Raw genomic sequence first — 23980 nt, forward strand, 5'->3', positions numbered from 1 at the left:
TGTGACGAGTTGTTTTTTATTTGTCATTTACCTAGATACTCATTGTTAAATAATTAAACAAATGGTAAATGTTTGTATATAATGTTGGTTTTGTACTTATTTTTGTTATATTGTGTGATCTTAGTGTAATATAAATCATGGACAATAGTTTTTATGATGTTAAAGAGAATAATAATTACAAATATTACTGTTTCTGCAGTGATCTTATCACTATTGGGAGTTCAATTTGGCGCCGCTAACCAATCAACGGACGCGGCGGCATTGAGTGAGAAAGTTAATATCCAGGCAGCTGATGCAGCAGTTCAATCGTTATCAAACATTGAATCGCTAGAACAGCAAGCCGCAGTCTCCAATTTGACAAATCTTAAAATATCGGTAGATAAGTCAATTACGCAGCCGATACAATCGACGTCTGAAAAATTAAAACCAAGCGATGTGGAAAAAGCGTCTACAGATCGTTTGTCAATGAATCAAATTTCAGAAAAAAATGAAGATACTCAGGTCGCAGTGACGGCGGCATCTGTATCTAGTGCAAATGTTGTTACAGATGATGCAGCCGTTGCAACGAAAGCACAAAGTCAATCAGTGGCAGCACCAACATCAGATATTAATTGGTTAATTACTCATGAGAGTCATGGTGATACGCAGGCTCGTAACGGTGATTATTATGGTATTGGTCAACTGTCCGAAGCTTATTATGAAAAATATGTCCCAGGTCAAGATTATCGTAATAGTTATAATGTTCAATTGGACGCTATGCAGCAATATATTTCTGAACGTTATGGCTCAGTGGATCATGCCATTACACATTGGCAACAAAATAACTGGTATTAATACCAGTTATTTTGAATCGTAATCGTATACGATACTAAATTATAAGCAATCATAATTTTAAAAGGCACCCTGTCAATTCCAATTGTGATGTGAACCCAATAACTTGGACAGAATAGAGAATCTGTCCAGAAAGTTATTGGGTTTTTCTATGACTAAATATTCAAATGAATTTAAATTAATGGTCGTCAACTAATGGCTGGTTCCATTGGTTTTCAAAACCAGAAAACCTATTCACCAGATTTTAAAATGACCGTGTTGAGCTATCTTGAAACACACTCACAATCAGAGGCGGCACGCTATTTTGCGGTCTTTCCTAGTACAACAAGCGCTAATTGGTTGAGAATGTATCGAAAATTCGGGTACCAAGTAGGCACGGCAATGGGTTAAAACCTAAACCGAAAGGCCGGCAAACAACTATGGGACGCAAACGCATTCAGCCACTTACACCAGAACAACAAGAACTCGCTGACTTGAAACAAGAAAACTATCAGCTCAAGATGGAGAATGCTGTGTTACTGTGGTAGGCAACGCGTACAAAAAATTAAAAGCCTTAGTGGATCAACGAACCGAGAAAAACAAACGGTCGTCACTGCACTAAGGCGGACTAAATTATTCAAATTAAATGATCTATTGACGCTGATTCACTTGAAACGGAGTACGTATTATTATTTAGAAACACATCCAATCAGTACGTCATCAGATGATAAACTAGCAGTAGTCATCCGCCAAATCAAATCACCACAATTTCAAACGGAATATGGTTATCGTCGGGTGACAATTTTGTTACATGATCAAGGTTTTCATTATCAAACGCCATCAAACAAAAAGGCAATGGTCTGTCGCTGATTCGATATCGGCAACTCACCACTGAGTCTGTTAGTTAATTAATTCTATTTTGTCCAACTATTGGGGTTCACATCACAATTGACAGGGTGTTTTTTATATAAATTTTTGCAATGAGGTCTTTTTAAATCATACTGGTTTTAAAAAAGACCTCATTGTAGTGTATAATAAGATAGAATAATAAAATTGGATGATGGTATCAATGCGCTTAGAGCAGTTTACGCCAACCTATATGGTTGAACGAATATATGATTTAACAGTTGAAGATTTAAAAGCGCACGGCATTAAGGCAGTGTTAGCAGACTTAGACAATACATTGCTTGCATGGAATAATCCTGAGGGCACACCAGAACTACAAAAATGGTTGTCAGATTTGCGAGATGGGAACATTGAGGTGATTGTGGTATCTAACAACACAACTAAACGTGTTGCTAAAGCCGTCAAGCCTCTCGGCGTTGAATTTGTCTCGTGGTCACTGAAACCTCTACCACGGGGTATTTTGCATGTGCTACGTACACAACATCTAAACAGAGCAGAGGTTATCATGGTCGGCGATCAAATGCTGACGGATGTTTGGGCAGCGCATGGTGCAGGTGTACGTAGTGTGTTAGTACAACGTTTAATTGAATCAGATATGTGGCAAACATGGTTGAATCGCAGCATTGAAAAACACATTAAAAAGATCGTCTTCAAAGCACATCCACAATTAAAATGGGAGAAATCATTACGTGACAACTGAAATAACGGACGCATATGTCCAAGAACAATTAGATGAGGGTTTACGCTGTATTGGTTGCGGTGCATTGATGCAAGTCAGCGACCCTGAAAAAGCGGGCTTTTTACCGATGTCCGCGTTAAAAAAGGCAATTGATAGCGAAGAATTATTTTGTAAACGTTGCTTTAGACTGCGACACTATAATGAAATTCAACCGGTCGAATTGACTGACGCAGATTTTGCTAAGCTACTACACCAAATTTCAGATACGCGAGCTTTAATCGTGTATGTTATTGATATTTTTGATGTGACCGGATCAGAAATTTCGGGCTTACCGCGCTTTGTCGGTCAAGATAATCCTATTTTAGTTGTGGCGAATAAGGTAGATTTATTGCCTAAACTACTCAACAAAAATCGCTTGAAAAACTGGTTACAAGCTGAGTTAAAAATGCAGGGAATTAAGCCGATTGATATCTTTTTGACTTCTGCACAACGTCCGCAAAATCTCGATAATTTATTAGATACAATAGATTATTTCCGCGAAGGAAGAGATGTGTATGTTGTTGGCGTAACCAATGTTGGTAAGTCAACTTTGATTAATCAAATTATCAAAGCAGGCACAGGCGTTCAAGATTTGATTACAACATCTCGTTTCCCCGGAACAACTTTAGATCGCATTGAAATACCGCTTGCTGATGGGAAAAAACTGATAGATACGCCAGGAATTATTAAGCGTGATCAAATGGCGCATGTTTTAGCCGATAAGGACTTAAAATTTGCGTTACCCAAAAATGAGATCAAACCACGTACGTATCAGTTGAACTCAGAACAAACTATTTTTATTGGTGGTTTGGCACGTTTTGATTTTGAACTTGGTCAACGTACGGCTGTGACAGCTTATTTTGAAAATAATTTAAATTTACATCGCACAAAATTACTGGGTGCGGATGATTTTTATGACAAACATGCTGGTGGGTTACTGGCTCCTTCTCCACATGGGACAACAACTGATCTCGTTAAACACGAATTTAGTATTACTGAAGACAGTGATATTGTATTTGCAGGACTAGGTTGGATTTCTATTCCCGCTGGCGTTAAAGTCGCTGGCTGGGCACCAAAGGGCGTTTCTGTCCTCATTCGAAAGGCAATGATTTAATGTTACAACTTACAGGTAAGCAAAAGCGCTTTTTGCGTTCGCAAGCAAATACACTATCGCCCATTTTTTCTGTTGGTAAAAATGGTTTAACGCAAGTTTGGGTTGACGAGCTTGTGTTAGCAATATCAAAACGCGAATTAGTTAAAATTAGTTTACAACAAAGTACAGATGAATCAGCAAAGGATGTTGCGTCATTTATTCAATCGCATTCTGATATCACAGTTGCACAAATTATTGGACGTACATTAGTATTGTTTTTACCGGCTCAAGAAGATAAGTATAAAAAAATCTCAGTTGAATTAGCTAAAATTTAATTTAAGGCGGTTATATCAATGAATGGTGTGTATACAAAATTAACTCAAGGACAATCTCAATTACAGTCAAATCCTGTTAAAAAGCGAATTGGCATTTTTGGTGGTACCTTTAACCCTCCACATGTCGGGCAATTAGTCTTAGCAGAATCAGTTGGTAAGCAACTCGGGTTAGAAAAGGTCCTTTGGATGCCAAATGCGCAACCGATTGATGGCACGCATGCTAGCGCTATTGAACCGGCTTATCGGTTACAACTTGTTAAAAGTGCTATTGCTGGGAATCCATTTTTTGATATTGAGTTGATTGAGGTACGAAATGGTGGTAAATCATATACATATCAGACGATGCGTGAACTTGTTGAAACACATCCCGAAAATGACTATTACTTTATTATTGGTGGCGAAAAAGTTGAAAAACTACCCACATGGGATCATATCGAAGAATTAACGCGTTTGGTCACCTTCGTGGCTGGTGTTCATGGCACTCAAGAAAAACACTCGGATTACCCTATGTTATGGTGTGATGTCCCTGATATTCGTATTACGTCATCAGACATCAGAACAAAAATAAGACTGAATCAAAGTGTTAATTACTTAGTACCTGACCGTGAAGCAGGCTTTATAGCAGAATATAATTTGTATCGAGGATTATATGACTAAATATTTTGATGGTAGTATTGAAGAATTAGAGCAACGCGTGGCAAAAAAAATGTCGACTTATCGTTATCAACATAGTTTACGTGTTCGCGATTACGCGAAGCAACTCGCTAGTGAGAATAACGTGGATATTGAGCAGGCCGAAGTTGCAGCATTGGTACATGATTACGCCAAAGAGCGAACGGATGAAGAATTTTTAGCTGTCATTCAAGACAAACATTTGGATCCTGATTTGGCGAAATGGGGGAATTATATTTGGCATGGTGTTGTCGGAGCAGAAATCATTCATGATGAGCTGGGAATTGACGATAGAGATATTCTCAATGCAGTTCGAGAACATACGACGGGTGCAGGGTCTGAAATGACGCTACTATCCCAAGTGCTGTTTATGGCTGATTATTTAGAAATGGGCCGCACATTTCCAGGTGTTGAGACCGCACGTCAAGTCACGGAACAATCGCTTGCTGCAGGTGTCAGGTACCAAATTGTGCACACTGTTTTACGATTAGTTCAAAAAGAAACAGTTATTTATCCCAAAAGTATTACAACATATAATTATTGGCTCCAACATGCGTAAGTATAAGAATTGAATTGGAAAGAAAAGGAAAACCTCTTGACAACAGCATTAAATGTAAAAGAAGTACTAGAAACAGCTATAAAAGCAGTAGATAGCAAAAAAGCTAATCATATTGTTGCACTCGATATGCGTCAAGTAAGCTTGATGGCTGACTATTTTGTGATTGCTGATGCGGCGTCTAACCGTCAAGTACAGGCCATTGTAACAGAGGTCAAAGATAAAGTATTAGCAGCAGGTGGACAAGTGAAATTAATTGAAGGTTTCCAAAAAGCTGATTGGGTTTTGATCGACTTAGGCGATGTGATTGTGCACATTTTTTCAACCGAGCAGCGTGACTTTTATAATCTAGAGCGCTTGTGGCATGATGCGCCTTACTTAGATTTAACGAGGTTGCTTGTAACAGATTAATAAGAGATGAGCTGTTGCCCATCTCTTTTTCTGTTAAAATAATAATATGGCTAACAAAAATATAAAAGAAAATTATTCAACATTTGCTGAAAAATACGATAACTTATTTAATGACGATTTGTACCAAGATTGGGCAAACTTCGTTGTAGACAATACACAAGCAGGGCGTGTGCTGGATCTTGGTGGTGGTGCTGGAAGATTGGCTGTATTATTAGCTCAACAACATTATCAAGTTGATATTTTAGATCTATCTTCTGAAATGCTATCTTTAGCGCAGAAACATGCTTTTGATGCTGGCGTTGATGTTAGTTTGATTCAAGCTGACATGCGAGAATGGTCCGATTGGCAAGCAGAATATGCGACAATTATTAGTTTTGCAGATGCATTAAATTATTTACCTAATCTTGTTGATTTTAGAGCAACACTTGAGCAAGTCTTTGATCATCTTGAAGCAGGTGGACAATTTCTATTTGATGTCATCACGCCGTATCAAGTCAATGTATTGTACGATAATTATTATTATAATAACGATGATGATGAAGACAACATTTTTATGTGGACAAGTTACCCTGGTGAAACGGCCAATAGTGTCGATCATGACTTGAAATTCTTTGTTTATGATGAAAAAATAGATGGGTTTAAAATTTTACGTGAAATTCACCATGAACAAACCTATTCATTGGCCAATTATCAACATGAACTTGAAAGAGCTGGTTTCAAAAATATTAGTGTGTCAGCTGATTTTGGTAAGCAAACAGTTAATGACACAACGCAACGCTGGTTTTTTAAGGCGGTGAAATCATGAAAGCAGTTGGTTTAGTAACAGAATATAATCCGTTTCATAATGGACATATATATCATATACAGGAGGCAAAAAAATTAACTGGGGCGGATGTGGTGGTCGTTGTTATGTCAGGAAATTTTGTGCAACGTGGCGAACCAGCATTATTTGATAAGTGGACACGTGCTAAAGCGGCATTAGAAAATGGCGTTGATTTAGTTGTAGAACTACCAACTTTTTTTGCAGTCCAACCCAGTCATTTGTTTGCTGAAGGCGCGGTTAAATTATTGTCAGCATTAGGTGTGAGTGATATGGTGTTTGGTAGTGAACATGCTCATGTTGATTTTTTGGAATTAGCTAGTCAAGCGCCTAGTATTGAACAGGGTCGTGATGTACAGGACAAAAATCAAACCTTTGCGAGCGCCTATGCAGCAGAGTTAGAAACGAAAACTGGTTTTAAATTAACAGATCCTAATGATATTTTAGCATTTAGTTACGCTAAGGCAGTGATCAAGCTAGGCGTAGATATAAGGTTACACCCTATTCAACGTCTGGCAGCAGGTTATCATGATCAAACATTTTTGGTTGGGCAAACAATAGCATCAGCCTCATCTATTCGACTGGCATTACATAAAGGCAAATTGGAAAAAATTCAAGATGTTGTGCCATCCGTCACTTTGCAAGCTATTACTGACGGTAGCCATACGATCAACTTCGAAGAGAAATTTTGGCCATTACTAAAATATCGTTTGACGACAGATACTGTTGGTCAATTGGGGCAAATTTATCAAATGGCAGAAGGTTTAGAACATCGCCTGGCAGCTATAGCATTAGGTGAGCCTGGTCCGAAAAGTTATCAGAGTTTTATAAAAGCTATTAAATCAAAGCGGTATACATTTGCCCGTATGCAACGCACATTATTTTATACCCTACTTAACGTGAAAGTTGATCAAATGCAAGCTGCCATGCAAGATCCGTATCTAAGAGTTTTAGGGTTTACAGATGCTGGGCAAAAGTACCTAAATGAAATTAAAAAAACAGTGTCATTACCTTTAATCAGTAAAGTTGACCAAAACTTAGCTAAAGCTAATCTGCGTTTGGACTACAAGGCTGGTAAGTTGTGGCAAATGCTAGCAAATCAATCGGAGCAGCAAGATGTAACGCGTAAACCAATTAGTGTTAAAAGTACCAAACTTAGTGTTAATCGTGAGATAATACTAGGTGATTAATCGACATATACTAGGGAGAAAAGATGAAATATAACAAAAATCAACTTCAAAAGTATCGACAAAATGCACTAAAAATCGATACGACATTAGATTTGGAGACATTGGCTAAAGAAAGATTCCCCACAACCGTTCTAGCTTTATCAAACCTACACGTGATAGGTAGTATATGCTATGACGAGAATGAGGATATTTTACTGAAAGCGAAAGTAACAGGGCAGATCACAGTACCTTCTTCACGATCATTGGCACCAGTTATTCGAGAAATTGACTTAAATTTTGACGAACGTTATATTGAAGATGACAAACGATTAGTGGATTTTGAAGAAACTGATCCGGTTTTTGTATTAGAAAATGATACATTAAATGTTGATGAAGCTATTCTTGATAATGTGATTGCTGAATTACCATTACAAATTTTAACACCAGAAGAAGTTGAAAGCGATCAATTACCTTCTGGAAAAGATTGGCATGTTATCAGTGAACAAGCCTTTGAAAATGAGAAAAAAAAGGCTGATAAAATTGACTTAGATTCTAGAATGGCTAAATTAGATGATTTTTTCAAAAAATGAGAAAATACTTGCAAAATGTTAGAGATTACTCTAGAATATAGAGAAGTGATAAGAAATATAATTGGTAATACCAATTCAAATATTGAGGATAAATAATGAGTAAAGTATTGATTGTTGAAGATGAAGAAAATTTAGCTAAATTTGTTGGACTGGAACTAAAACATGAGGGTTATGAAGTTGAAACTGTTTTGGATGGTCGTGCAGGATTAGATGCAGCGTTAGCAAATAACTATGATGTTATTTTGCTTGATTTAATGTTACCTGAATTAAATGGTTTAGAAGTGGCTCGCCGCTTACGTGAGTCTAAAAAGACACCCATCATTATGATGACGGCACGAGATTCAGTTATTGATCGTATTTCTGGTCTAGACTATGGCGCAGATGATTACTTGGTTAAGCCATTTGCGATCGAAGAACTACTAGCGCGTATTCGTTCACTACTCCGTCGTATTGCAATTGAGACTGAGTCAAATGATAAGCATCGTGCGATTATTAATTTCAAAGATTTGCGAATCGAGAAAGAAAATCGTATTGCTCGTCGTGACAATCAAATTATTAACCTCACAAAACGCGAATATGACCTGCTATTGACATTGGTTGAAAATATTAATGTTGTTCAGTCACGTGAACAACTATTAAAAGAGGTTTGGGGCTTCGATTCAGAAGTTGAAACCAATGTTGTTGATGTTTATATTCGTTACTTGCGTAATAAAATTGATGATCCAGAAAGTAAGGCATCATATATCCAAACAGTTCGTGGTACTGGATACGTTATGCGTAGCTAATGAGAGATTATGTCTAAAGAAACTAACAAAACTGAAAAATCAGCACACCGTTTTTCACTGAGCTGGAAGCTTTCATTGGGGATGGCATCTGGCTTTTTTGTTATCTTTATTATTTTTGAAGTGATTATATCTGAATTGATTAAACAGTATTTTGGTGAAATACCTAATGTGTTATATCAGTGGCTGTGGTTGACCGCTTTTTTGGGTGGTAGTGCTGTTTTTGTATTTTCATTTATCTTGACACGCTATATTCTAAGGCCAGTTAAGTCGATCGAAACAACTATTGAAGCCCTACAAGATGACCCTATGACAAGTGTGCGTGCTAAGAAGATACATGCAAACGACGAATTTTCTGATTTAACAACTGTTTTGAATCGCATGATTGACCGTCTACAAAATCTGATTGGTGCGCAGCAACAATTTGTGTCGGACGTTTCTCATGAATTACGAACACCAGTAACCATTGTGAAGGGACATATGGACCTCCTTAATAGGTGGGGTAAAGACGAACCAGAGGTTTTAGATGATTCAATTAAGTCATCGTTAGTCGAGATGCAGCGAATGGAAACTCTGATTAATGAGATGCTTAATTTAACACGAGCAGAACAGATTCCGATAGAAAATATACAAGAAGTGACTGAGATAGGTGGTTTAGTACACCGTGTGTTTGATAACTTCAAGTTAATTCATCCAGAATTTATTTTTACTTTTGACGATGATTTGAGTAATCATGCGAATGTTAAAGTGCGTCAAGATCACATGGAACAAATTTTAATTATTCTTGCTGATAATGCGGTGAAGTACTCATTAGAACGTCGAGAAATTCATTTTGCACTATCACAAACACCTAATCGCGTTGAAATAGGGGTACAAGACTTTGGCGAAGGTCTGTCAAGCGAGGACGCGCAGCGTGTATTCGATCGGTTTTATCGCGTTGATAAGGCGCGATCACGCGCTAAGGGTGGTAATGGTTTAGGGTTGAGCATTGCCCAACGTTTGGTGGAAGCCTACGGTGGTGAAATTACCCTCGAGAGTGCATTAGGATCTGGATCAGCATTTACAATTAGGTTACCTTTATATAAAGAGAAAACAGATGCAGAAAAGTTATCAGATTAAAGTGTACGGGCGTGTCCAAGGTGTTGGTTTCCGCTGGTTTGCTCAAAACTTGGCACAGGAATGCCATATTGTCGGTTGGGTTCAAAATGAAAATGACGGCACAGTTGACATGAAAATACAAGGTGATGCGGTTGATATGATTAATTTTCTTGAAAAAGTAAAACGAGGTCCTGGCCCATACAGTCATGTTGAAAAAATTGTTAAACAGCCGATTGCATCGTTTGATTCGAATAATTTTGCTATTAGGTAAGAAATCTTGGTATAATGGAACTCTGTAATAACCAGGAGAAAAAAATAAACTCATGAAACAAGTAAAGCGTATTTTAACAACGGCTTTTGTCATTTTAGATATTATCTTGATTACCGGTGGATATGATCAACACAGTCGCATGTATCGTTGGATTGGACATCCTTTAGCTGATATTATGGCTAGTATTGCTCAATTTATTGGTGGTGTCAACGGTATTGGTTGGGCAATTATTATTATCACGGTTATTTTGCGGCTTGTATTGCTGCCATTCTTTTTAAATCAACAGATTAATACAACAATCAACCAAATCAAAATGCAAACATTAAAGCCAGAAATTGATAAGTTGCAAGCTTTAACGCGAAAAGCCGGCACAACTCAAGAACAACAGCAGGCAAGTATGGCTATGATGTCATTGTATCGTGAAAATGATGTGAGCGTTATTGGCGGTATATCATTTCTGACAATGGCGATGCAGTTACCGATTTTCTCAGGACTATATTCAGCCATTTTGCATGCGCCAGCCTTACAAGGCGCAACATTTTTAGGATTTGATCTTGGTAAGCCACAAATAATATTTGCGGTTGCAGCTGGGATTGTTTATTTGATACAAGCTTGGCTTGCAATGCAGCATATGCCTGAGGAGCAAAAGAAGACGTCAGCTGCGATGATTTTTATTAGTCCTGTCATGATTTTTGTTTTTGCCATGATTGCAAGCGGGGCCATTGGACTTTATTTTGTTATTGGTGGCCTGTTTGCTTTGTTGCAAACGTTAATACAACATTTTCAGAGACCAGGTCTTGAAAAGCGCGTGGCTCGAGAGTTTAAAATTAAAAAAACTGCAGATGATTTGATGTCTGAAGGTGCCAAGACTAGTAATAATGCTAAATCATCAACGCCGATTGAGCAAAATAAAATTATCACTGAAAATATATCAAATAAGAAACAACGTAATGCTGGAAAGCAACAACGTTAATTGTTTAAGTACGTCAAAATATTTGACGTACTTTTGTCAGTTCTGGTAAGGAACAGAAAGAATTTAAACTATGGATCGTATTTTATCAAATCAAAATAGTCGTGTTAAGGCCTGGAAAAAACTGGCAACAAAAAAAGGACGTCAAGAAAATCGAACTTACTTATTGGATGGTTGGCATTTAGTTGAGGAAGCAATTAAAGCAAGTGCTAAATTTCATGCAGTGATGGCTACCGAAGAACAAATGGCAACGCATTTGCCAGACGTTCCTCATGGTGTACCAGCGTTTGAAATCAGTGATGAAGTAGCTAAACATATTGCTGGAACAAATACACCACAAGGTATATTTGCGGAAATTTCTTTGCCAGACAAAACATTTGATCCAACGTATGTACATGATGGGGCTTGGTTATTATTGGATAACATACAAGATCCTGGCAATGTCGGAACTTTAGTACGAACAGCTGATGCTGCTGGATTTAAGGGAGTTGTTTTTGGTGAAGGAACGGCTGATGCTTACTCACCAAAAGTTGTACGTGCCATGCAGGGATCACAATTTCATTTAGAAGTATTGAATGGTGATTTAAATGAATGGGCTGATGCGCTCACTGCTAATAATTTGTCAGTTTACGGTTCACAGTTAAATGAGTCGGCACAATCATACCGTGCTATTGAGCCAAGCACACAATTCGCTTTAATTGTGGGTAATGAAGGACAAGGTATGTCAAACGAGTTAGCTGAAAAAACAACTACAAATTTGTATATTCCCATTCAAGGGCAAGCTGAAAGTTTGAATGTTGCTATTGCGGGTGGTATTTTAATGTTTAGCTTAGCTGCGGGTAATTAATAGCTTAGCTATGTGGTAGATAAATATTTTTGTGCAGGCAAGCTGTTTATTTGCTATAATAAGTATTAAAGATTTAAAGTAGAGGATATGACTGTGGAACAGATACTTATTGTTGCTTTGATTGTCGTGGGTATTTTGCTCATTGTGACAGTCATGATGCAACCAAGCAAGCAACAAGATGCGTTATCAGCGTTGTCTGGTGGTGCTGGTGACTTGTTTGCTGAGCGTAAGTCACGCGGATTTGAAGCTGTTATGCGTCGTGCAACCGCCATTCTTGGAGGCTTGTGGTTTATTATTGGCTTTGCATTGATGTACCTATCAGCACATTAAAAAACTATAGTGGTCAGTTTGCTCTTTTTGTAGACTGACTTTTTATTTGGAAAAAATTAGAAAGAATAATTAAATGGAAATTGAACAATTAAAATCTCAAATTAACGGCTTTTTGAAAGCTAATCGTGAACAAAAGTTTACGGCACAAAATATGGCTGACGGGTTACGAATGAATTCGGCAGCTGAATATCAACAAATTGTTAATGCAATGAATGCATTAGTGCGCCAAGGTGATGCTCTAGACGACAATGGGGAATACACTTATAATGTTAATGCAGGATTTGTGTTAGGTGAGTATAGGGCGAACGATAAAGGATTCGGGTTTGTTAAGTATGACACCGAATTACCTGATTTTTTTATCAATCCCGAAAATACGTTACAAGCCATGCAGGGGGATAAAGTCCGTGTTTCAACTTTGAAACCGGCACCATCACCAGATCGTGGGCCTGAGGGGAAAGTAGAAGAAATTATTGAGCATGCTTATGAACGTATTGTTGGTACTTTTTCATTAGGTTCTGAAGCTAATGAGATGATTGGTGAATTAAAAATCAGTGACAAAAAAGCTATGAGTTTCAAGGTTTTGGTGAATTCGAATGGCCTGACACCTAATGATGGGCAAGTCGTTGTAGCAGAAGTCACACGCTTCCCTGATAAAATACATCCACGTGAATTGGTTGCCAACGTAGTGGAGACATTAGGGTACAAAGATGATCCAGGCATGGATATACTTCAAATTGTACGTTCAAAAAAAGTACCAAGTGAATTCCCGCAGGATGTGTTAGATGACGCAGCAAACATTTCAGTTGATGTGCCTGAGTCAGATTGGGCAGGTCGAGAAGATATTACTGAACAGACACTGGTTACTATTGATGGCTCTGACACAAAAGATATTGATGATGCGGTAGTTGTTTGGAAGTTAGATAATGGAAATTATCATTTAGGTGTCCATATTGCGGATGTATCACATTATGTTACTGAGGGTTCGACTATTGATGCCGAAGCTTACACGCGTGGCACGTCTGTTTATTTGACAGACCGTGTTATTCCAATGCTACCACGTAATATTTCCAATGGTATTGCGTCATTAAACCCGAATGTTGTGCGCTTAGCCATGTCTGCAGAAATGGAAATTGATAAACAAGGGCAAGTGGTGAATCATCGACTACATACTTCAGTCATGAAATCTCACGCACGTATGACCTATGATGCAGTTAACAAAATTTTAGAGGGTGATGTTTTCGTTCAAGAAGAATATGCACAGTTAACACCAATGTTCAAAGTTATGGGCGAATTACACGAAATTTTGTATAAAAAGCGTCAAGCTCGGGGTGCTATCGAATTCGATGCACCAGAAGCACAAATTATTGTGGATGAACAAGGAAAGGCAATCGATATTAAATTACGTGAACGTGGAACTGCTGAACGCTTGATTGAATCCTTTATGTTAACAGCCAATGAAACGGTTGCTGAACATTTTGATAAAATGGCAGTACCATTTTTGTATCGTATTCATGAATCTCCTGATGAAGAACGAGCAAAATCTTTCTTTGAATTTTCAAAGGCATTGGGTCATCCGGTCTATGGTGATCCTAGTAAAGTAACACCATTAATGTTACAAAAGTTAATGGCTGATGTAGCGGGTGATCCCACTGAACAAATGATTTCTACAATGATGCTTCGCGCCATGAAACAAGCCAAGTATTCACCAGACCCAGTGGGCCACTTTGGTTTGGGCGCAAAATACTACACACATTTTACGTCACCTATTCGTCGTTATCCTGACTTAACAGTTCATCGTTTAATTAAGTGGTACGAAAAACATGGTTATGGTATCGATGCACAAGAGAAATACGCTGATAAATTGGGACAAATTGGTGTTGATACAAGCACGCGTGAACGTCGAGCTATCGATACAGAACGTGATGTAGATGCTTTGAAGAAAGCTGAATACATGATGGACAAAGTTGGTCTTGAGTTTAATGGGGTAATTAATTCAGCATTGAAATTTGGGTTGTTTATTAGTTTGGAAAACACAGTTGAAGGATTGGTTCATATTTCAAACTTAACAGATGATCATTACGAATACGATGAGGCACATGCTGCATTAATTGGTCGATCAAAGCACCGTATTTTCCAAATTGGACAAAAAGTTCGTGTGAAAGTTTTGCGCGTTAATAAAGACGAACGTACAGTTGACTTCATGTTAATTGACATAGAAAATGCACCAACAACGGAAATTCGAGTAGCTACAAAATCACATGGTAAGTTTGGGACTGGGCGTAATAGAGATGAGCGTCGAAAGAACGAAAGACGAGGCAAATCAGAGGGTCCAAGACAAAAACGAGGACCTTTAGATGCCAAACAAGGACAAAAGCGCGATTCAAAACGTAACTTTTAATTTCGAATCTGATATGTTGTAACATGCTGATGGAGGCTAAGAGCTTATGGCCAAGAAAAAACAAAATACAGATAAGTATCTTGCACAGAATCGCAAAGCGCGATTTAATTATGCAATTGCAGAGACGTTTGAAGCCGGACTTTCTTTAACTGGAACAGAAATTAAATCTGTACGTAGTGGGCAAATAACTATTGGGGATGGCTTTGTTACAATTCATGATGGTAATGCAATGTTAACAAACGTTAATATTGCATCCTATGAACAAGGCAACCAGTTTAATGTTGACCCAATACGCTCCCGGCAACTATTATTGCATAAGCATGAAATTGCGACACTTAGTAAAGCTGCTTCGGAGGCAGGTGTCACTATTGTGCCGCTAAAGGTTTATTTAAAACACGGCTTTGCAAAAGTGTTAATTGGTATCGGGCGTGGTAAAAAGAAATACGATAAACGCGAGGATATTAAACGACGTGATCAAGAACGCGAGTTACGAAGACGTTTAAAAAATTAAAAGCCAAACGGCTTTTTTTGTTTGACGTTATCGTTGTTTATAGATATACTTAATATATGTGAAGTAAGTAAATTTCACAAGCTGAAAGGAAAGAAGCTCATGGTAGTGACAATCATTTCGGTGCTCTTCGCAATTGTAATTGGCCTCATTGTTGGATATTTTGTTCGTCTGTCATATGACAAAAAACAAATTACCACGACAAAGGAAATTGCAGCTAACATTCTTGAACAAGCAAACAAAGAAGCTAAAAGTTTAACACGTGCAGCAAAGACGGATGCTAAAGAAATGTCGCAAGATTATCGTAATCAAGTGGATATGGATTTTAAGGATCGTCAGTCACAGCTGCAACAACAAAAACAACGGCTTGAAGACCGTGTCTTGAACCTCGATAAAAAAGACGCGGCCTTGAATCAGCGTGATGCACAGCTAATTCAAAAAGAGAACCAAGTACAAATTAGGTTAGATGATGCTAGTCAAAAACAGCTAGTAGCAGATGATTTGGTAACGTCTCAAAAGGATAAACTTGAAGAAATCGCGCAGTTGACACCTAATGACGCTAAAGCTCAGATTTTGAGTAAAACAAAGCAAAGTTTGGTACGACAACGTGCAGCCCTAGTTAAAGAGGCAGAAGAAGACGCGACGAGCGAAGCAGAACGACGAGCGCGTAATATCATCGTGCAAGCAATTCAACGTTCCGCGGCTGATGCTGTAGCAGATATCACGGTATCTGTCGTGCACTTACCAAGTGAAGACATGAAGGGGCGTATTATTGGTCGTGAAGGTCGTAATATCCGTACATTGGAATCGTTAACAGGTATTGATCTAATTATTGATGATACGCCTGAATCGGTTGTTTTGAGCGGGTTTGATCCTATTCGACGTGAGATTGCTAAAATGGCATTGGACGCTTTAGTAGCAGACGGTCGTATCAATCCTTCTCGTATTGAAGAGATGGTTGAGAAGGCACGTCGACAGATTGACGAAACAATACGAGTAAAGGGTGAAGCGGCCGTCTTTGAATTGGGATTGCGCGGTCTTCATCCTGACTTAATCAAAATGATTGGCCGTATGAATTATAGAACGTCATATGGGCAAAATGTGCTGCAACATTCAATCGAGGTCGCAAAACTTGCGGGAATGATGGCAGCAGAGCTTAAAATGGATGTCGCGCTTGCGAAGCGCGCCGGATTAATACATGATATCGGTAAGGCAGTTGATGCTGAAGTTGAAGGCTCTCATGTGGAGCTAGGCGTACGATTAGCTGAAAAGTTTAATGAAAAGCCAATCGTTATCAATGCAATTGCATCACATCACGGTGATGTTGAATCAATTTCACCAATTTCAGAATTGGTAACAGCTGCGGATGCCATCAGTGCTGCAAGGCCTGGTGCTCGCAGTGAATCACTTGAAAATTATGTTCAGCGTTTGAAAGACTTGGAAGCAATTGCTAATCATTATGATGGTGTAGACGCAACATATGCTATTCAAGCAGGTCGTGAGGTACGTGTGATTGTTGAACCAACAAAGTTAACAGACCTACAAGCTACAGTGCTTGCGCATGATATTAAGTCAGATATAGAAGAAAAACTTGAATATCCTGGTCATGTTAAGGTGACAGTTATACGTGAAACACGTGCCACTGATTATGCACATTGATTATAAAAGTTACTCATTGAGTAGCTTTTTTGTTATAATTAGGTTATATGATGCTAGGGCTTTTTTCATATAAAACAATATATTATATAATTATAGATATGATTATAAAAAGGAGGCGTTTATGGCACCAGGACAATTGGCATTAATTATTTTTGCTGTAGCTTTTTTGCTTTTAGTATTATTTATAGGCATATTTTTACTCAGACTGACACGTTCCCTGGATATTATCACAACGGATGTTGATAGTATTGCTCGTTCTAGTAATGAAATCTTGGGAAATGCCAATACATTGTTAAATGATGTTAATGGAAAAGTTAAGGTTTTGGATCCGACAGTGCAAGCTGTTGCTGATTTGTCAGTGACTGTTTCACAACTCAACGCATCCGTTCAAAATGTGACTAATAAGTTTTCAACTGCTAAGGCAGCAACAAGTTTTGGCGCGAGTGGCGTAGCGACTGCAGTTGCAAGACAAGCGGCAAAAACGGCCATGCATAAGTATAAGACTAGAAAATCATCTAAAAAGGAGACTAAGTGATGTCAAAGGTAAAAGGATTTTTAGCAGGTATGTTGGCAGGAGCGGCAGCTATTGCAGCGTTTAAGGCGTTACCCAAAGAAAAACAAAATGAGTTAAAGGCAAAGGCTAGTGAAACTGGTGAATTGTTACGTGATAAAGCTTATGATGTAGCTTATTCAGCTGCTGATATCGCTGGAGATGTAACAGAGAAAGCAAAAGACAAAGCATCTGATTTGAAAGTCAAAAGCCAAGAAAAATATGGGGAACATATTGATTTGGCTACTGATCAGGTGAAAAATATCGCAAGTCAAGCTTCGCCTTACGTTGATAAGGCAAAAGATTTTGCAACGACGTATGTTGATAAGGCACATGAGTCCTTAGATGATTTGCGCGAAAAGTTCAATAACGAAGATATTGAATTAACGCAAGATGAATTGACATTAGAAGAAGCTTTAAAGGATCTTTCTGAAGAAGCAGTAGAAGACGCTGAAGATGCAACTGAAACAGTGGCCAATGCTATCGACAAAACAAAAGAGGTAACATCAAAAAAAGTTGATCAAACTGTCGACGACGTTACAGCAACAATTGATGAAACCAAAGAAACACTTTAATAAATTGATCATGCAGGTACTAAAGTGCTATCAGTATCTGTTTTTTTATGTTATAGAATGACTGACAATAATTAACTAAAAGGAGAGGTGTTTAATAATGACCAAGGGACGCCCATAGTATCTCATTATTTTACGCTTTAAAAACATGGCTAAAGAAAAATTTGACGCAACAGCGTTTTTATCATCATTGTTTCACTATGCACACGATTTTAATTTTAATCACATTATTTTTGATGCGAATCGATATAAAGTTTCTGTTAATTTAGTACGTAAATCAGCAACATATGGCAATGCAGAATTGTTTTATGTTGCAGCAGATATCAAAGAGTTTGCACCAGTTATGTCTACTGTGAACAGATCTATTGAAATTGCTGAACTAGAGGGTACACAGCAAGCTAGTATTAAGACAAGTAATTTAGTACGTGGAGAACAGGTTTTTCAGTTCAAATTACGTGAATTTGGTAATGGTAAGTATAGTTTAGATTTAAGTATTTAATAATTATTAAGAGAGGAAGCGTGCATAATGATGCATTGCAGTTAGAATAATGAAGCAAGGAAAATCAGCCCAAATAAAAAAAATGAGACAGGTTCAGCGAAAACAAAAGCTAATTTCAAAGCATAAGTTGCCGGAATTTAGCTATAATGATTTCGCTGGATTCTTACGGGCGCGCTTTTACCTTACGCATATTGATAAGTATAGTCAGGAAACGTTTGAAGTGGCCTCGTTTTTCTTAGATGATGTTATTGCGATGATGGTTAACCATAACTTTACGCAATTTACAAGCAATGAACGCGCTACAGTAAAATTAAATGAGGTGATGCAAGCAACGTTGGTTAATAGTGATGACCGTGATTGGCGATATTTTGTGTTATTAATACCTGTGTTGTATGATATGCAACAATTTCTTTTAAAAGAAGGAAATGTCAACGCGCGTTTTGTTGTCCAAACTTCCAATTTTGATATTAACTTCTGGCGTATGATTGTACGTACAGTATTAGCGATTAACTTCTTTAAGTGGCAAGGTAAAGATGTTGCTGAGTTAATGAAAAACTCTAACGCTATCGATGAATTACAATTTAAATTTTTGTTAGAAAATGAACAAGACGATGATTTTAATTTATCCATTATTGAAGAAACATTTCGAGGCACTAAGATCAAAATTAAGGCACTAACCGAAAACACTGACGTGGTGCAATCAGTTGAGTTGAAACCTGAAATTTTAGATCAAGAGATGTTAATTTCGGACACATATTTGCATCAATTTAAAAATGCGTCAGTTAAAGGGGTAGTTAGTGACAATGTTATCAATATGCTATCTGCTTTTCATAAGGGAATTGCAGAGACATATCATGTTACGCATGATTCATGGGATGCTGGTACATTAAATCACTTCGCCATGGCACATTTACTTGATTATTGGGAACCATCATGGGATAGTCTAGATGGTATTGGTGGCGAGGTAAAATCTTATTTGACGTTTTTGAGTCAGAAGGGTGCTTTAAAAGGGTTAGGAGATATTCTCAAAGGGACAGCTAACATTGACCGCTACATAGACATCGTTGCTTTAAATCATCTATTGTCACAACTTGATTTAGAAAAAATAAGCAAGCTGGCATAAATGAAATAGCGTATCAAACATGCCTTGGGTTGTACAAGATGTTTGATACGCTATTTATATTATAAATGTCTAATCATACCAGGTAGTACGACTGTCATTGAATGTGTTTTGGGAGATTGTACCAAAATTTCACCGTTGTTGTTTTGATAAACATAACCTGAAATATTGGTAACATCCTCACTCAACAAGGAATTATTAAGCTGAATTGTAACTGGCGAGTTAGTATTTAAGGCAATTTCTAATCGTGCGATCAAGTCATCTGCTGAGAGTTGTTGCTTTAAAGGCACATGTCTTTTGGGCACTGTAAACCTGTTTAGGAAAGTGACGACATAGTGCATATATGAGTCCATTGGATGGTGTGTGAGGTAATTTTGCATCAGGATACTCCTTGAGTCATTCGTTATTTATATCATACGAACAAATGTTTGAAAAAGCAAATATTAAGAAAATCCTTTACCAATTCTTGATTATTTATTCCGTCAGAAATAACTGTTAAATCAGTTTATATCTCTTTTGTTCGCTACTTTTATTCTAGGGGAACAAGCATTCAATATCACTTAGTCATTAAATCACCATTGAATCTTATCATGAAAGTGGGTATAATATTATCATTAGTACATAAAGAGGAAAAGTGATGACACAGCGGGGTTTACTGATTGTGCTGTCTGGCCCTTCAGGAGTTGGGAAGGGTACAGTACGCAAAGCTATTTTTGAAGAAGAGGGTATCGACTTTCAATACTCAATCTCAGCTACGACTCGTCAACCACGTGTTGGCGAAGTAGACGGTGAGGATTATTTCTTTGTTTCGCATGAGGCATTTGAAGAAAAGATTTCAAATGGTGACATGTTAGAATATGCGCAGTATGTTAATAATTATTATGGTACGCCAAAAAGTTTTATTGATGAGACTTTAGCGAGTGGTCGAGATGTATTTCTTGAAATTGATGTGCAAGGCGCATTACAAGTAAAGTCAAAAATGCCTGAAGGGGTTTATATTTTTTTGACACCACCAAATTTGACGAACCTACGCGAAAGATTAATTGGCCGTGGCACGGATTCACAAGAAATTATCGAAAAGCGTGTGACAGCTGCACGTGACGAATTAAAGCAGATGATTAATTATGATTATGCAGTTGAAAATGATCGTGTTGTCTACGCAGTGGATCGTATTAAAGCAATTATTACAGCTGAACGTTTACGTGTTACACGTGTTTTTGAAAAAACACTATAAGGACAATAGCGATGTTACTTTATCCATCAGTTGATAAATTACTAGAAAAGGTTGATTCACGATACAAGCTAATTGCTTTAGGAGCAAAGCGAGCCCGTGAGTTAGATGCTGGCTTACCAGCAACAAGGGAAAACTTCAACTCTAACAAGTCAGTTGGACGTGCACTTGAAGAAATAGAAAATGGTGACGTTGTCATCGACCCAGAAATTGAAGACCAAGTATAATTGAATGACACATACGATTTAAAACACCAATAATAGAAGGGTGTTTTTCTATTGATTAAAACAGGACGATTTAAAAGGAGTATAGTAATGACAGATTACCCACAGCAGAATGCTTCAGCATATAATGGACCAGTAGCAACGTTTAAAACAAACCAAGGTGACATTAAGGTTAAGCTATTTGCCGATATTGCGCCAAAGACGGTTGAAAATTTTACGACACATGCTAAAAATGGTTACTATGATAATGGCATTTTTCATCGCGTTATTCGTGATTTTATGATACAGGGTGGTGATCCTGAAGGGACAGGTATGGGCGGTCAAAGTATATGGGGAGGTAGCTTTGAAGATGAATTTTCAGATAAATTACTGAATATTCGTGGCGCATTGTCTATGGCGAACGCTGGCCCTCATACTAATGGGTCGCAGTTCTTTATTGTACAAGCTGAAGAGACACCATGGTTAAATGGTAAACATACGGTATTTGGACAAGTGATTGAAGGATTAGACATTGTTGATAAAATTGCTAAAGTTAGTGTTGACATGTCTGATAAACCACGTCAAAATGTTGAAGTCCATACGATTGAAATTGCAGACTAAAGGTCTGCTTTTTTGTTATAATAAGAGTGAGGAATTAATTATGACATATCACATCGGTCAAGAATTAGAAGGAAGAATTACAGGTATTCAACCTTATGGTGCATTTGTAGTACTAAATGATCATACACAAGGCTTGATTCATATCTCAGAATGTAAGTCTGGTATTGTGCAAGATTTAAAAAACGAGTTGTGTGTTGGGAAAAAAGTTAAGGTGACTGTTTTAGATATTGAACAATATACTGGTAAAATCAGTTTATCTTTGCGTCAAGATAACATGCCGTTAGCAAAGAAGTTACCTAAAAATTTAAATTTAAGAAAATACTTTTGGACAAATAATCACCTTGATTATGGATTCAGCCCGATTGCCGCGCGTCGTGATGAGTGGGTTAGTGAAGCGCTAAAACGTATTGGAAAATAAAGGAGTAAACATGTCATTAATTGCAGCAACTGCTATTTCGTTAAAGGGTGATTTACCTTATTTTTTAGTGAAACATGATGCACAAGGATACCATTTTTTTACCGCTAAAATGCATCGTCATAATCATGATACCTCGTTAGGCGCCGTGTTACGTGAATTTAAAAAATTGGGTCCTGTGAACTTTGATCAATGGCGTTTAGGTGAATTAACTAGTGTTAACTATGAGGGCACGTTAATGTCTATGTATTCGTTTGATGTGCCAGATATGAAAACAATTGAAGAAGCTGTGAACAATCAGTTAGAGTTTGTACCTGCTAACAAACTTCATGGTCTATTAGAAACATTACAAACAACGGAATTTGTGAGCTTTGAAGAATAATTGAAAAAAATTCAAAAAAGTGTTGACTTATTTTGAAAAGCGCGTATAGTATTAATAGTTGTCTGATACGCACGGACTTGAGTCAACAATGAAACGAAAAGTTCTGAGAAAGAGTTAAAAGAAGTAGTTGACAAAGCGAGTTGAGCGTGGTAAGATAATATAGTTGTCTCAGCGACAACAAGTAGCACATTGAAAACTGAACAAAACTTTGAACAAACGAATCTGTCGCTGTTACGAGAGTAACAGAAACAAATTTGCGAAGTCAATTCGTAACAAACAATAAACGGATAGTCGTTATAGAGATATAGCAATTAGTCAGTTTAATCGAAGAGTACATCTTCAAACAATGAATTTAAATTCATTTAAATTGAGAGTTTGATCCTGGCTCAGGATGAACGCTGGCGGCGTGCCTAATACATGCAAGTCGAACGCGCAGCGAGAGGTGCTTGCACCTTTCAAGCGAGTGGCGAACGGGTGAGTAACACGTGGATAACCTGCCTCAAGGCTGGGGATAACATTTGGAAACAGATGCTAATACCGAATAAAACTTAGTATCGCATGATATAAAGTTAAAAGGCGCTACGGCGTCACCTAGAGATGGATCCGCGGTGCATTAGTTAGTTGGTGAGGTAAAGGCTCACCAAGACAATGATGCATAGCCGAGTTGAGAGACTGATCGGCCACATTGGGACTGAGACACGGCCCAAACTCCTACGGGAGGCTGCAGTAGGGAATCTTCCACAATGGGCGCAAGCCTGATGGAGCAACGCCGCGTGTGTGATGAAGGCTTTCGGGTCGTAAAGCACTGTTGTATGGGAAGAACAGCTAGAATAGGGAATGATTTTAGTGTGACGGTACCATACCAGAAAGGGACGGCTAAATACGTGCCAGCAGCCGCGGTAATACGTATGTCCCGAGCGTTATCCGGATTTATTGGGCGTAAAGCGAGCGCAGACGGTTGTTTAAGTCTGATGTGAAAGCCCGGAGCTCAACTCCGGAAAGGCATTGGAAACTGGACAACTTGAGTGCAGTAGAGGTAAGTGGAACTCCATGTGTAGCGGTGGAATGCGTAGATATATGGAAGAACACCAGCGGCGAAGGCGGCTTACTGGACTGTAACTGACGTTGAGGCTCGAAAGTGTGGGTAGCAAACAGGATTAGATACCCTGGTAGTCCACACCGTAAACGATGAACACTAGGTGTTAGGAGGTTTCCGCCTCTTAGTGCCGAAGCTAACGCATTAAGTGTTCCGCCTGGGGAGTACGACCGCAAGGTTGAAACTCAAAGGAATTGACGGGGACCCGCACAAGCGGTGGAGCATGTGGTTTAATTCGAAGCAACGCGAAGAACCTTACCAGGTCTTGACATCCTTTGAAGCTTTTAGAGATAGAAGTGTTCTCTTCGGAGACAAAGTGACAGGTGGTGCATGGTCGTCGTCAGCTCG

The 23980-nt window shown here is 38.2% G+C and carries 31 protein-coding genes and 1 rRNA gene (1 of these 32 cut by a window edge); 31 read left to right on the forward strand and 1 reads right to left on the reverse strand.

Annotation, left to right across the window (positions count from 1 at the left end; all coding sequences use genetic code 11):
* Positions 1-153 precede the first annotated feature (153 nt).
* From LKI_RS05950 to LKI_RS06070, 25 genes are all read left to right on the forward strand, one after another.
* Positions 154-834 (forward strand): aggregation-promoting factor C-terminal-like domain-containing protein, encoded by a 681-nt coding sequence (locus LKI_RS05950; protein WP_013103268.1) that lies wholly within the window; start codon positions 154-156, stop codon positions 832-834.
* A gap of 192 nt (positions 835-1026) precedes the next feature.
* Positions 1027-1221, forward strand: coding sequence for a helix-turn-helix domain-containing protein (locus tag LKI_RS11125; RefSeq protein ID WP_013103269.1), 195 nt, complete (start codon positions 1027-1029; stop codon positions 1219-1221).
* Positions 1222-1479: 258 nt separating this feature from the next.
* Entirely contained in the window at positions 1480-1680 is a 201-nt protein-coding gene (locus LKI_RS05960; RefSeq protein WP_013103271.1) for a hypothetical protein, read from the forward strand.
* A 199-nt stretch (positions 1681-1879) separates the two neighbouring features.
* Positions 1880-2416: a YqeG family HAD IIIA-type phosphatase gene (locus LKI_RS05965; protein ID WP_013103272.1), complete on the forward strand. Its 537-nt coding sequence runs from the start codon at positions 1880-1882 to the stop codon at positions 2414-2416.
* Positions 2406-3548 carry a ribosome biogenesis GTPase YqeH gene (gene yqeH, locus LKI_RS05970; protein WP_013103273.1) on the forward strand — a complete coding sequence of 381 codons (1143 nt, stop codon included), beginning with the start codon at positions 2406-2408 and terminating at the stop codon, positions 3546-3548. Before LKI_RS05965 ends, yqeH begins: the two co-directional genes overlap by 11 nt.
* Positions 3548-3862: a YhbY family RNA-binding protein gene (locus LKI_RS05975; RefSeq protein WP_013103274.1), complete on the forward strand. Its 315-nt coding sequence runs from the start codon at positions 3548-3550 to the stop codon at positions 3860-3862. The genes yqeH and LKI_RS05975 overlap by 1 nt, the downstream gene beginning before the upstream one ends.
* A gap of 18 nt (positions 3863-3880) precedes the next feature.
* Positions 3881-4519, forward strand: coding sequence for a nicotinate-nucleotide adenylyltransferase (locus tag LKI_RS05980; RefSeq protein WP_013103275.1), 639 nt, complete (start codon positions 3881-3883; stop codon positions 4517-4519).
* The gene (gene yqeK, locus LKI_RS05985; RefSeq protein WP_013103276.1) at positions 4512-5093 is read left to right on the forward strand and encodes a bis(5'-nucleosyl)-tetraphosphatase (symmetrical) YqeK; all 582 of its coding nucleotides are present in this window, start codon (positions 4512-4514) and stop codon (positions 5091-5093) included. Before LKI_RS05980 ends, yqeK begins: the two co-directional genes overlap by 8 nt.
* A 36-nt stretch (positions 5094-5129) precedes the next feature.
* Positions 5130-5501 carry a ribosome silencing factor gene (gene rsfS / locus LKI_RS05990; RefSeq protein ID WP_013103277.1) on the forward strand — a complete coding sequence of 124 codons (372 nt, stop codon included), beginning with the start codon at positions 5130-5132 and terminating at the stop codon, positions 5499-5501.
* Positions 5502-5547: 46 nt separating this feature from the next.
* Positions 5548-6306, forward strand: a complete 759-nt coding sequence (locus tag LKI_RS05995) for a class I SAM-dependent DNA methyltransferase (RefSeq protein ID WP_013103278.1) — start codon at positions 5548-5550, stop codon at positions 6304-6306.
* Positions 6303-7511, forward strand: a complete 1209-nt coding sequence (locus LKI_RS06000; protein WP_013103279.1) for a nucleotidyltransferase — start codon at positions 6303-6305, stop codon at positions 7509-7511. Before LKI_RS05995 ends, LKI_RS06000 begins: the two co-directional genes overlap by 4 nt.
* A 23-nt stretch (positions 7512-7534) precedes the next feature.
* Positions 7535-8080 carry a DUF177 domain-containing protein gene (locus tag LKI_RS06005; RefSeq protein ID WP_013103280.1) on the forward strand — a complete coding sequence of 182 codons (546 nt, stop codon included), beginning with the start codon at positions 7535-7537 and terminating at the stop codon, positions 8078-8080.
* A 95-nt stretch (positions 8081-8175) separates the two neighbouring features.
* Positions 8176-8865, forward strand: coding sequence for a response regulator transcription factor (locus LKI_RS06010; RefSeq protein ID WP_013103281.1), 690 nt, complete (start codon positions 8176-8178; stop codon positions 8863-8865).
* 9 nt (positions 8866-8874) lie between these two features.
* Entirely contained in the window at positions 8875-9981 is a 1107-nt protein-coding gene (locus tag LKI_RS06015; RefSeq protein WP_013103282.1) for a sensor histidine kinase, read from the forward strand.
* Complete coding sequence (locus tag LKI_RS06020; RefSeq protein ID WP_013103283.1) at positions 9959-10231, forward strand: acylphosphatase; 273 nt, start codon at positions 9959-9961, stop codon at positions 10229-10231. Before LKI_RS06015 ends, LKI_RS06020 begins: the two co-directional genes overlap by 23 nt.
* Before the next feature lie 52 nt (positions 10232-10283).
* The gene (gene yidC / locus LKI_RS06025; RefSeq protein ID WP_013103284.1) at positions 10284-11204 is read left to right on the forward strand and encodes a membrane protein insertase YidC; all 921 of its coding nucleotides are present in this window, start codon (positions 10284-10286) and stop codon (positions 11202-11204) included.
* 70 nt (positions 11205-11274) lie between these two features.
* On the forward strand, positions 11275-12048 hold the full coding sequence (locus LKI_RS06030) for a TrmH family RNA methyltransferase (RefSeq protein ID WP_013103285.1): 774 nt from the start codon (positions 11275-11277) through the stop codon (positions 12046-12048).
* Positions 12049-12141: 93 nt separating this feature from the next.
* On the forward strand, positions 12142-12378 hold the full coding sequence (gene secG, locus LKI_RS06035; protein WP_278183705.1) for a preprotein translocase subunit SecG: 237 nt from the start codon (positions 12142-12144) through the stop codon (positions 12376-12378).
* A 73-nt stretch (positions 12379-12451) separates the two neighbouring features.
* Positions 12452-14776, forward strand: a complete 2325-nt coding sequence (rnr, locus tag LKI_RS06040) for a ribonuclease R (protein ID WP_013103287.1) — start codon at positions 12452-12454, stop codon at positions 14774-14776.
* A 46-nt stretch (positions 14777-14822) separates the two neighbouring features.
* A complete protein-coding gene (smpB, locus tag LKI_RS06045; RefSeq protein WP_013103288.1) occupies positions 14823-15287 on the forward strand; it encodes an SsrA-binding protein SmpB in 465 nt (154 codons plus the stop codon).
* Positions 15288-15386: 99 nt separating this feature from the next.
* Positions 15387-16943, forward strand: a complete 1557-nt coding sequence (rny, locus tag LKI_RS06050; protein WP_013103289.1) for a ribonuclease Y — start codon at positions 15387-15389, stop codon at positions 16941-16943.
* A 121-nt stretch (positions 16944-17064) separates the two neighbouring features.
* Positions 17065-17478: a DUF948 domain-containing protein gene (locus LKI_RS06055; RefSeq protein WP_013103290.1), complete on the forward strand. Its 414-nt coding sequence runs from the start codon at positions 17065-17067 to the stop codon at positions 17476-17478.
* Positions 17478-18068, forward strand: coding sequence for a hypothetical protein (locus LKI_RS06060; RefSeq protein ID WP_013103291.1), 591 nt, complete (start codon positions 17478-17480; stop codon positions 18066-18068). Before LKI_RS06055 ends, LKI_RS06060 begins: the two co-directional genes overlap by 1 nt.
* Before the next feature lie 145 nt (positions 18069-18213).
* Complete coding sequence (locus LKI_RS06065; protein ID WP_013103292.1) at positions 18214-18564, forward strand: hypothetical protein; 351 nt, start codon at positions 18214-18216, stop codon at positions 18562-18564.
* A 49-nt stretch (positions 18565-18613) separates the two neighbouring features.
* Positions 18614-19687 carry a hypothetical protein gene (locus LKI_RS06070; protein ID WP_013103293.1) on the forward strand — a complete coding sequence of 358 codons (1074 nt, stop codon included), beginning with the start codon at positions 18614-18616 and terminating at the stop codon, positions 19685-19687.
* A 59-nt stretch (positions 19688-19746) separates the two neighbouring features.
* Here LKI_RS06070 and LKI_RS06075 read toward each other — a convergent pair whose 3' ends face one another.
* Positions 19747-20064: a hypothetical protein gene (locus tag LKI_RS06075; protein WP_013103294.1), complete on the reverse strand. Its 318-nt coding sequence runs from the start codon at positions 20062-20064 to the stop codon at positions 19747-19749.
* A 257-nt stretch (positions 20065-20321) separates the two neighbouring features.
* Between LKI_RS06075 and gmk the strand changes: the two genes are divergently transcribed.
* The 6 genes from gmk to LKI_RS06105 form a co-directional block, all read left to right on the forward strand.
* The gene (gmk, locus tag LKI_RS06080; protein WP_013103295.1) at positions 20322-20918 is read left to right on the forward strand and encodes a guanylate kinase; all 597 of its coding nucleotides are present in this window, start codon (positions 20322-20324) and stop codon (positions 20916-20918) included.
* 11 nt (positions 20919-20929) lie between these two features.
* Positions 20930-21142, forward strand: a complete 213-nt coding sequence (gene rpoZ, locus LKI_RS06085; protein ID WP_013103296.1) for a DNA-directed RNA polymerase subunit omega — start codon at positions 20930-20932, stop codon at positions 21140-21142.
* Between the two features lie 87 nt (positions 21143-21229).
* Positions 21230-21739, forward strand: a complete 510-nt coding sequence (locus LKI_RS06090; protein WP_013103297.1) for a peptidylprolyl isomerase — start codon at positions 21230-21232, stop codon at positions 21737-21739.
* A 40-nt stretch (positions 21740-21779) separates the two neighbouring features.
* Positions 21780-22157: a CvfD/Ygs/GSP13 family RNA-binding post-transcriptional regulator gene (locus tag LKI_RS06095; RefSeq protein ID WP_013103298.1), complete on the forward strand. Its 378-nt coding sequence runs from the start codon at positions 21780-21782 to the stop codon at positions 22155-22157.
* 10 nt (positions 22158-22167) lie between these two features.
* Positions 22168-22536 carry a hypothetical protein gene (locus LKI_RS06100; RefSeq protein WP_013103299.1) on the forward strand — a complete coding sequence of 123 codons (369 nt, stop codon included), beginning with the start codon at positions 22168-22170 and terminating at the stop codon, positions 22534-22536.
* Positions 22537-22899: 363 nt separating this feature from the next.
* A 16S ribosomal RNA gene (locus LKI_RS06105) occupies positions 22900-23980 on the forward strand; it runs 469 nt beyond the window's last position.

Origin of the sequence: Leuconostoc kimchii IMSNU 11154 (genome assembly GCF_000092505.1) — a bacterium.
Lineage (GTDB): Bacteria > Bacillota > Bacilli > Lactobacillales > Lactobacillaceae > Leuconostoc > Leuconostoc kimchii.

Excerpts from the sequence above, each read along its gene's own strand:
- LKI_RS05950 (WP_013103268.1), top strand. The coding sequence starts at position 154 with ATGATGTTAAAGAGAATAATAATTACAAATATTACTGTTTCTGCAGTG.
- LKI_RS11125 (WP_013103269.1), top strand. The coding sequence starts at position 1,027 with ATGGCTGGTTCCATTGGTTTTCAAAACCAGAAAACCTATTCACCAGAT.
- LKI_RS05965 (WP_013103272.1), top strand. The coding sequence starts at position 1,880 with ATGCGCTTAGAGCAGTTTACGCCAACCTATATGGTTGAACGAATATAT.
- LKI_RS05975 (WP_013103274.1), top strand. The coding sequence starts at position 3,548 with ATGTTACAACTTACAGGTAAGCAAAAGCGCTTTTTGCGTTCGCAAGCA.
- LKI_RS05980 (WP_013103275.1), top strand. The coding sequence starts at position 3,881 with ATGAATGGTGTGTATACAAAATTAACTCAAGGACAATCTCAATTACAG.
- yqeK (WP_013103276.1), top strand. The coding sequence starts at position 4,512 with ATGACTAAATATTTTGATGGTAGTATTGAAGAATTAGAGCAACGCGTG.
- LKI_RS05995 (WP_013103278.1), top strand. The coding sequence starts at position 5,548 with ATGGCTAACAAAAATATAAAAGAAAATTATTCAACATTTGCTGAAAAA.
- LKI_RS06000 (WP_013103279.1), top strand. The coding sequence starts at position 6,303 with ATGAAAGCAGTTGGTTTAGTAACAGAATATAATCCGTTTCATAATGGA.
- LKI_RS06005 (WP_013103280.1), top strand. The coding sequence starts at position 7,535 with ATGAAATATAACAAAAATCAACTTCAAAAGTATCGACAAAATGCACTA.
- LKI_RS06010 (WP_013103281.1), top strand. The coding sequence starts at position 8,176 with ATGAGTAAAGTATTGATTGTTGAAGATGAAGAAAATTTAGCTAAATTT.
- LKI_RS06015 (WP_013103282.1), top strand. The coding sequence starts at position 8,875 with ATGTCTAAAGAAACTAACAAAACTGAAAAATCAGCACACCGTTTTTCA.
- LKI_RS06020 (WP_013103283.1), top strand. The coding sequence starts at position 9,959 with ATGCAGAAAAGTTATCAGATTAAAGTGTACGGGCGTGTCCAAGGTGTT.
- yidC (WP_013103284.1), top strand. The coding sequence starts at position 10,284 with ATGAAACAAGTAAAGCGTATTTTAACAACGGCTTTTGTCATTTTAGAT.
- LKI_RS06030 (WP_013103285.1), top strand. The coding sequence starts at position 11,275 with ATGGATCGTATTTTATCAAATCAAAATAGTCGTGTTAAGGCCTGGAAA.
- rnr (WP_013103287.1), top strand. The coding sequence starts at position 12,452 with ATGGAAATTGAACAATTAAAATCTCAAATTAACGGCTTTTTGAAAGCT.
- smpB (WP_013103288.1), top strand. The coding sequence starts at position 14,823 with ATGGCCAAGAAAAAACAAAATACAGATAAGTATCTTGCACAGAATCGC.
- rny (WP_013103289.1), top strand. The coding sequence starts at position 15,387 with ATGGTAGTGACAATCATTTCGGTGCTCTTCGCAATTGTAATTGGCCTC.
- LKI_RS06055 (WP_013103290.1), top strand. The coding sequence starts at position 17,065 with ATGGCACCAGGACAATTGGCATTAATTATTTTTGCTGTAGCTTTTTTG.
- LKI_RS06060 (WP_013103291.1), top strand. The coding sequence starts at position 17,478 with ATGTCAAAGGTAAAAGGATTTTTAGCAGGTATGTTGGCAGGAGCGGCA.
- LKI_RS06065 (WP_013103292.1), top strand. The coding sequence starts at position 18,214 with ATGGCTAAAGAAAAATTTGACGCAACAGCGTTTTTATCATCATTGTTT.
- LKI_RS06070 (WP_013103293.1), top strand. The coding sequence starts at position 18,614 with ATGAAGCAAGGAAAATCAGCCCAAATAAAAAAAATGAGACAGGTTCAG.
- LKI_RS06075 (WP_013103294.1), bottom strand. The coding sequence starts at position 20,064 with ATGCAAAATTACCTCACACACCATCCAATGGACTCATATATGCACTAT.
- gmk (WP_013103295.1), top strand. The coding sequence starts at position 20,322 with ATGACACAGCGGGGTTTACTGATTGTGCTGTCTGGCCCTTCAGGAGTT.
- rpoZ (WP_013103296.1), top strand. The coding sequence starts at position 20,930 with ATGTTACTTTATCCATCAGTTGATAAATTACTAGAAAAGGTTGATTCA.
- LKI_RS06090 (WP_013103297.1), top strand. The coding sequence starts at position 21,230 with ATGACAGATTACCCACAGCAGAATGCTTCAGCATATAATGGACCAGTA.
- LKI_RS06095 (WP_013103298.1), top strand. The coding sequence starts at position 21,780 with ATGACATATCACATCGGTCAAGAATTAGAAGGAAGAATTACAGGTATT.
- LKI_RS06100 (WP_013103299.1), top strand. The coding sequence starts at position 22,168 with ATGTCATTAATTGCAGCAACTGCTATTTCGTTAAAGGGTGATTTACCT.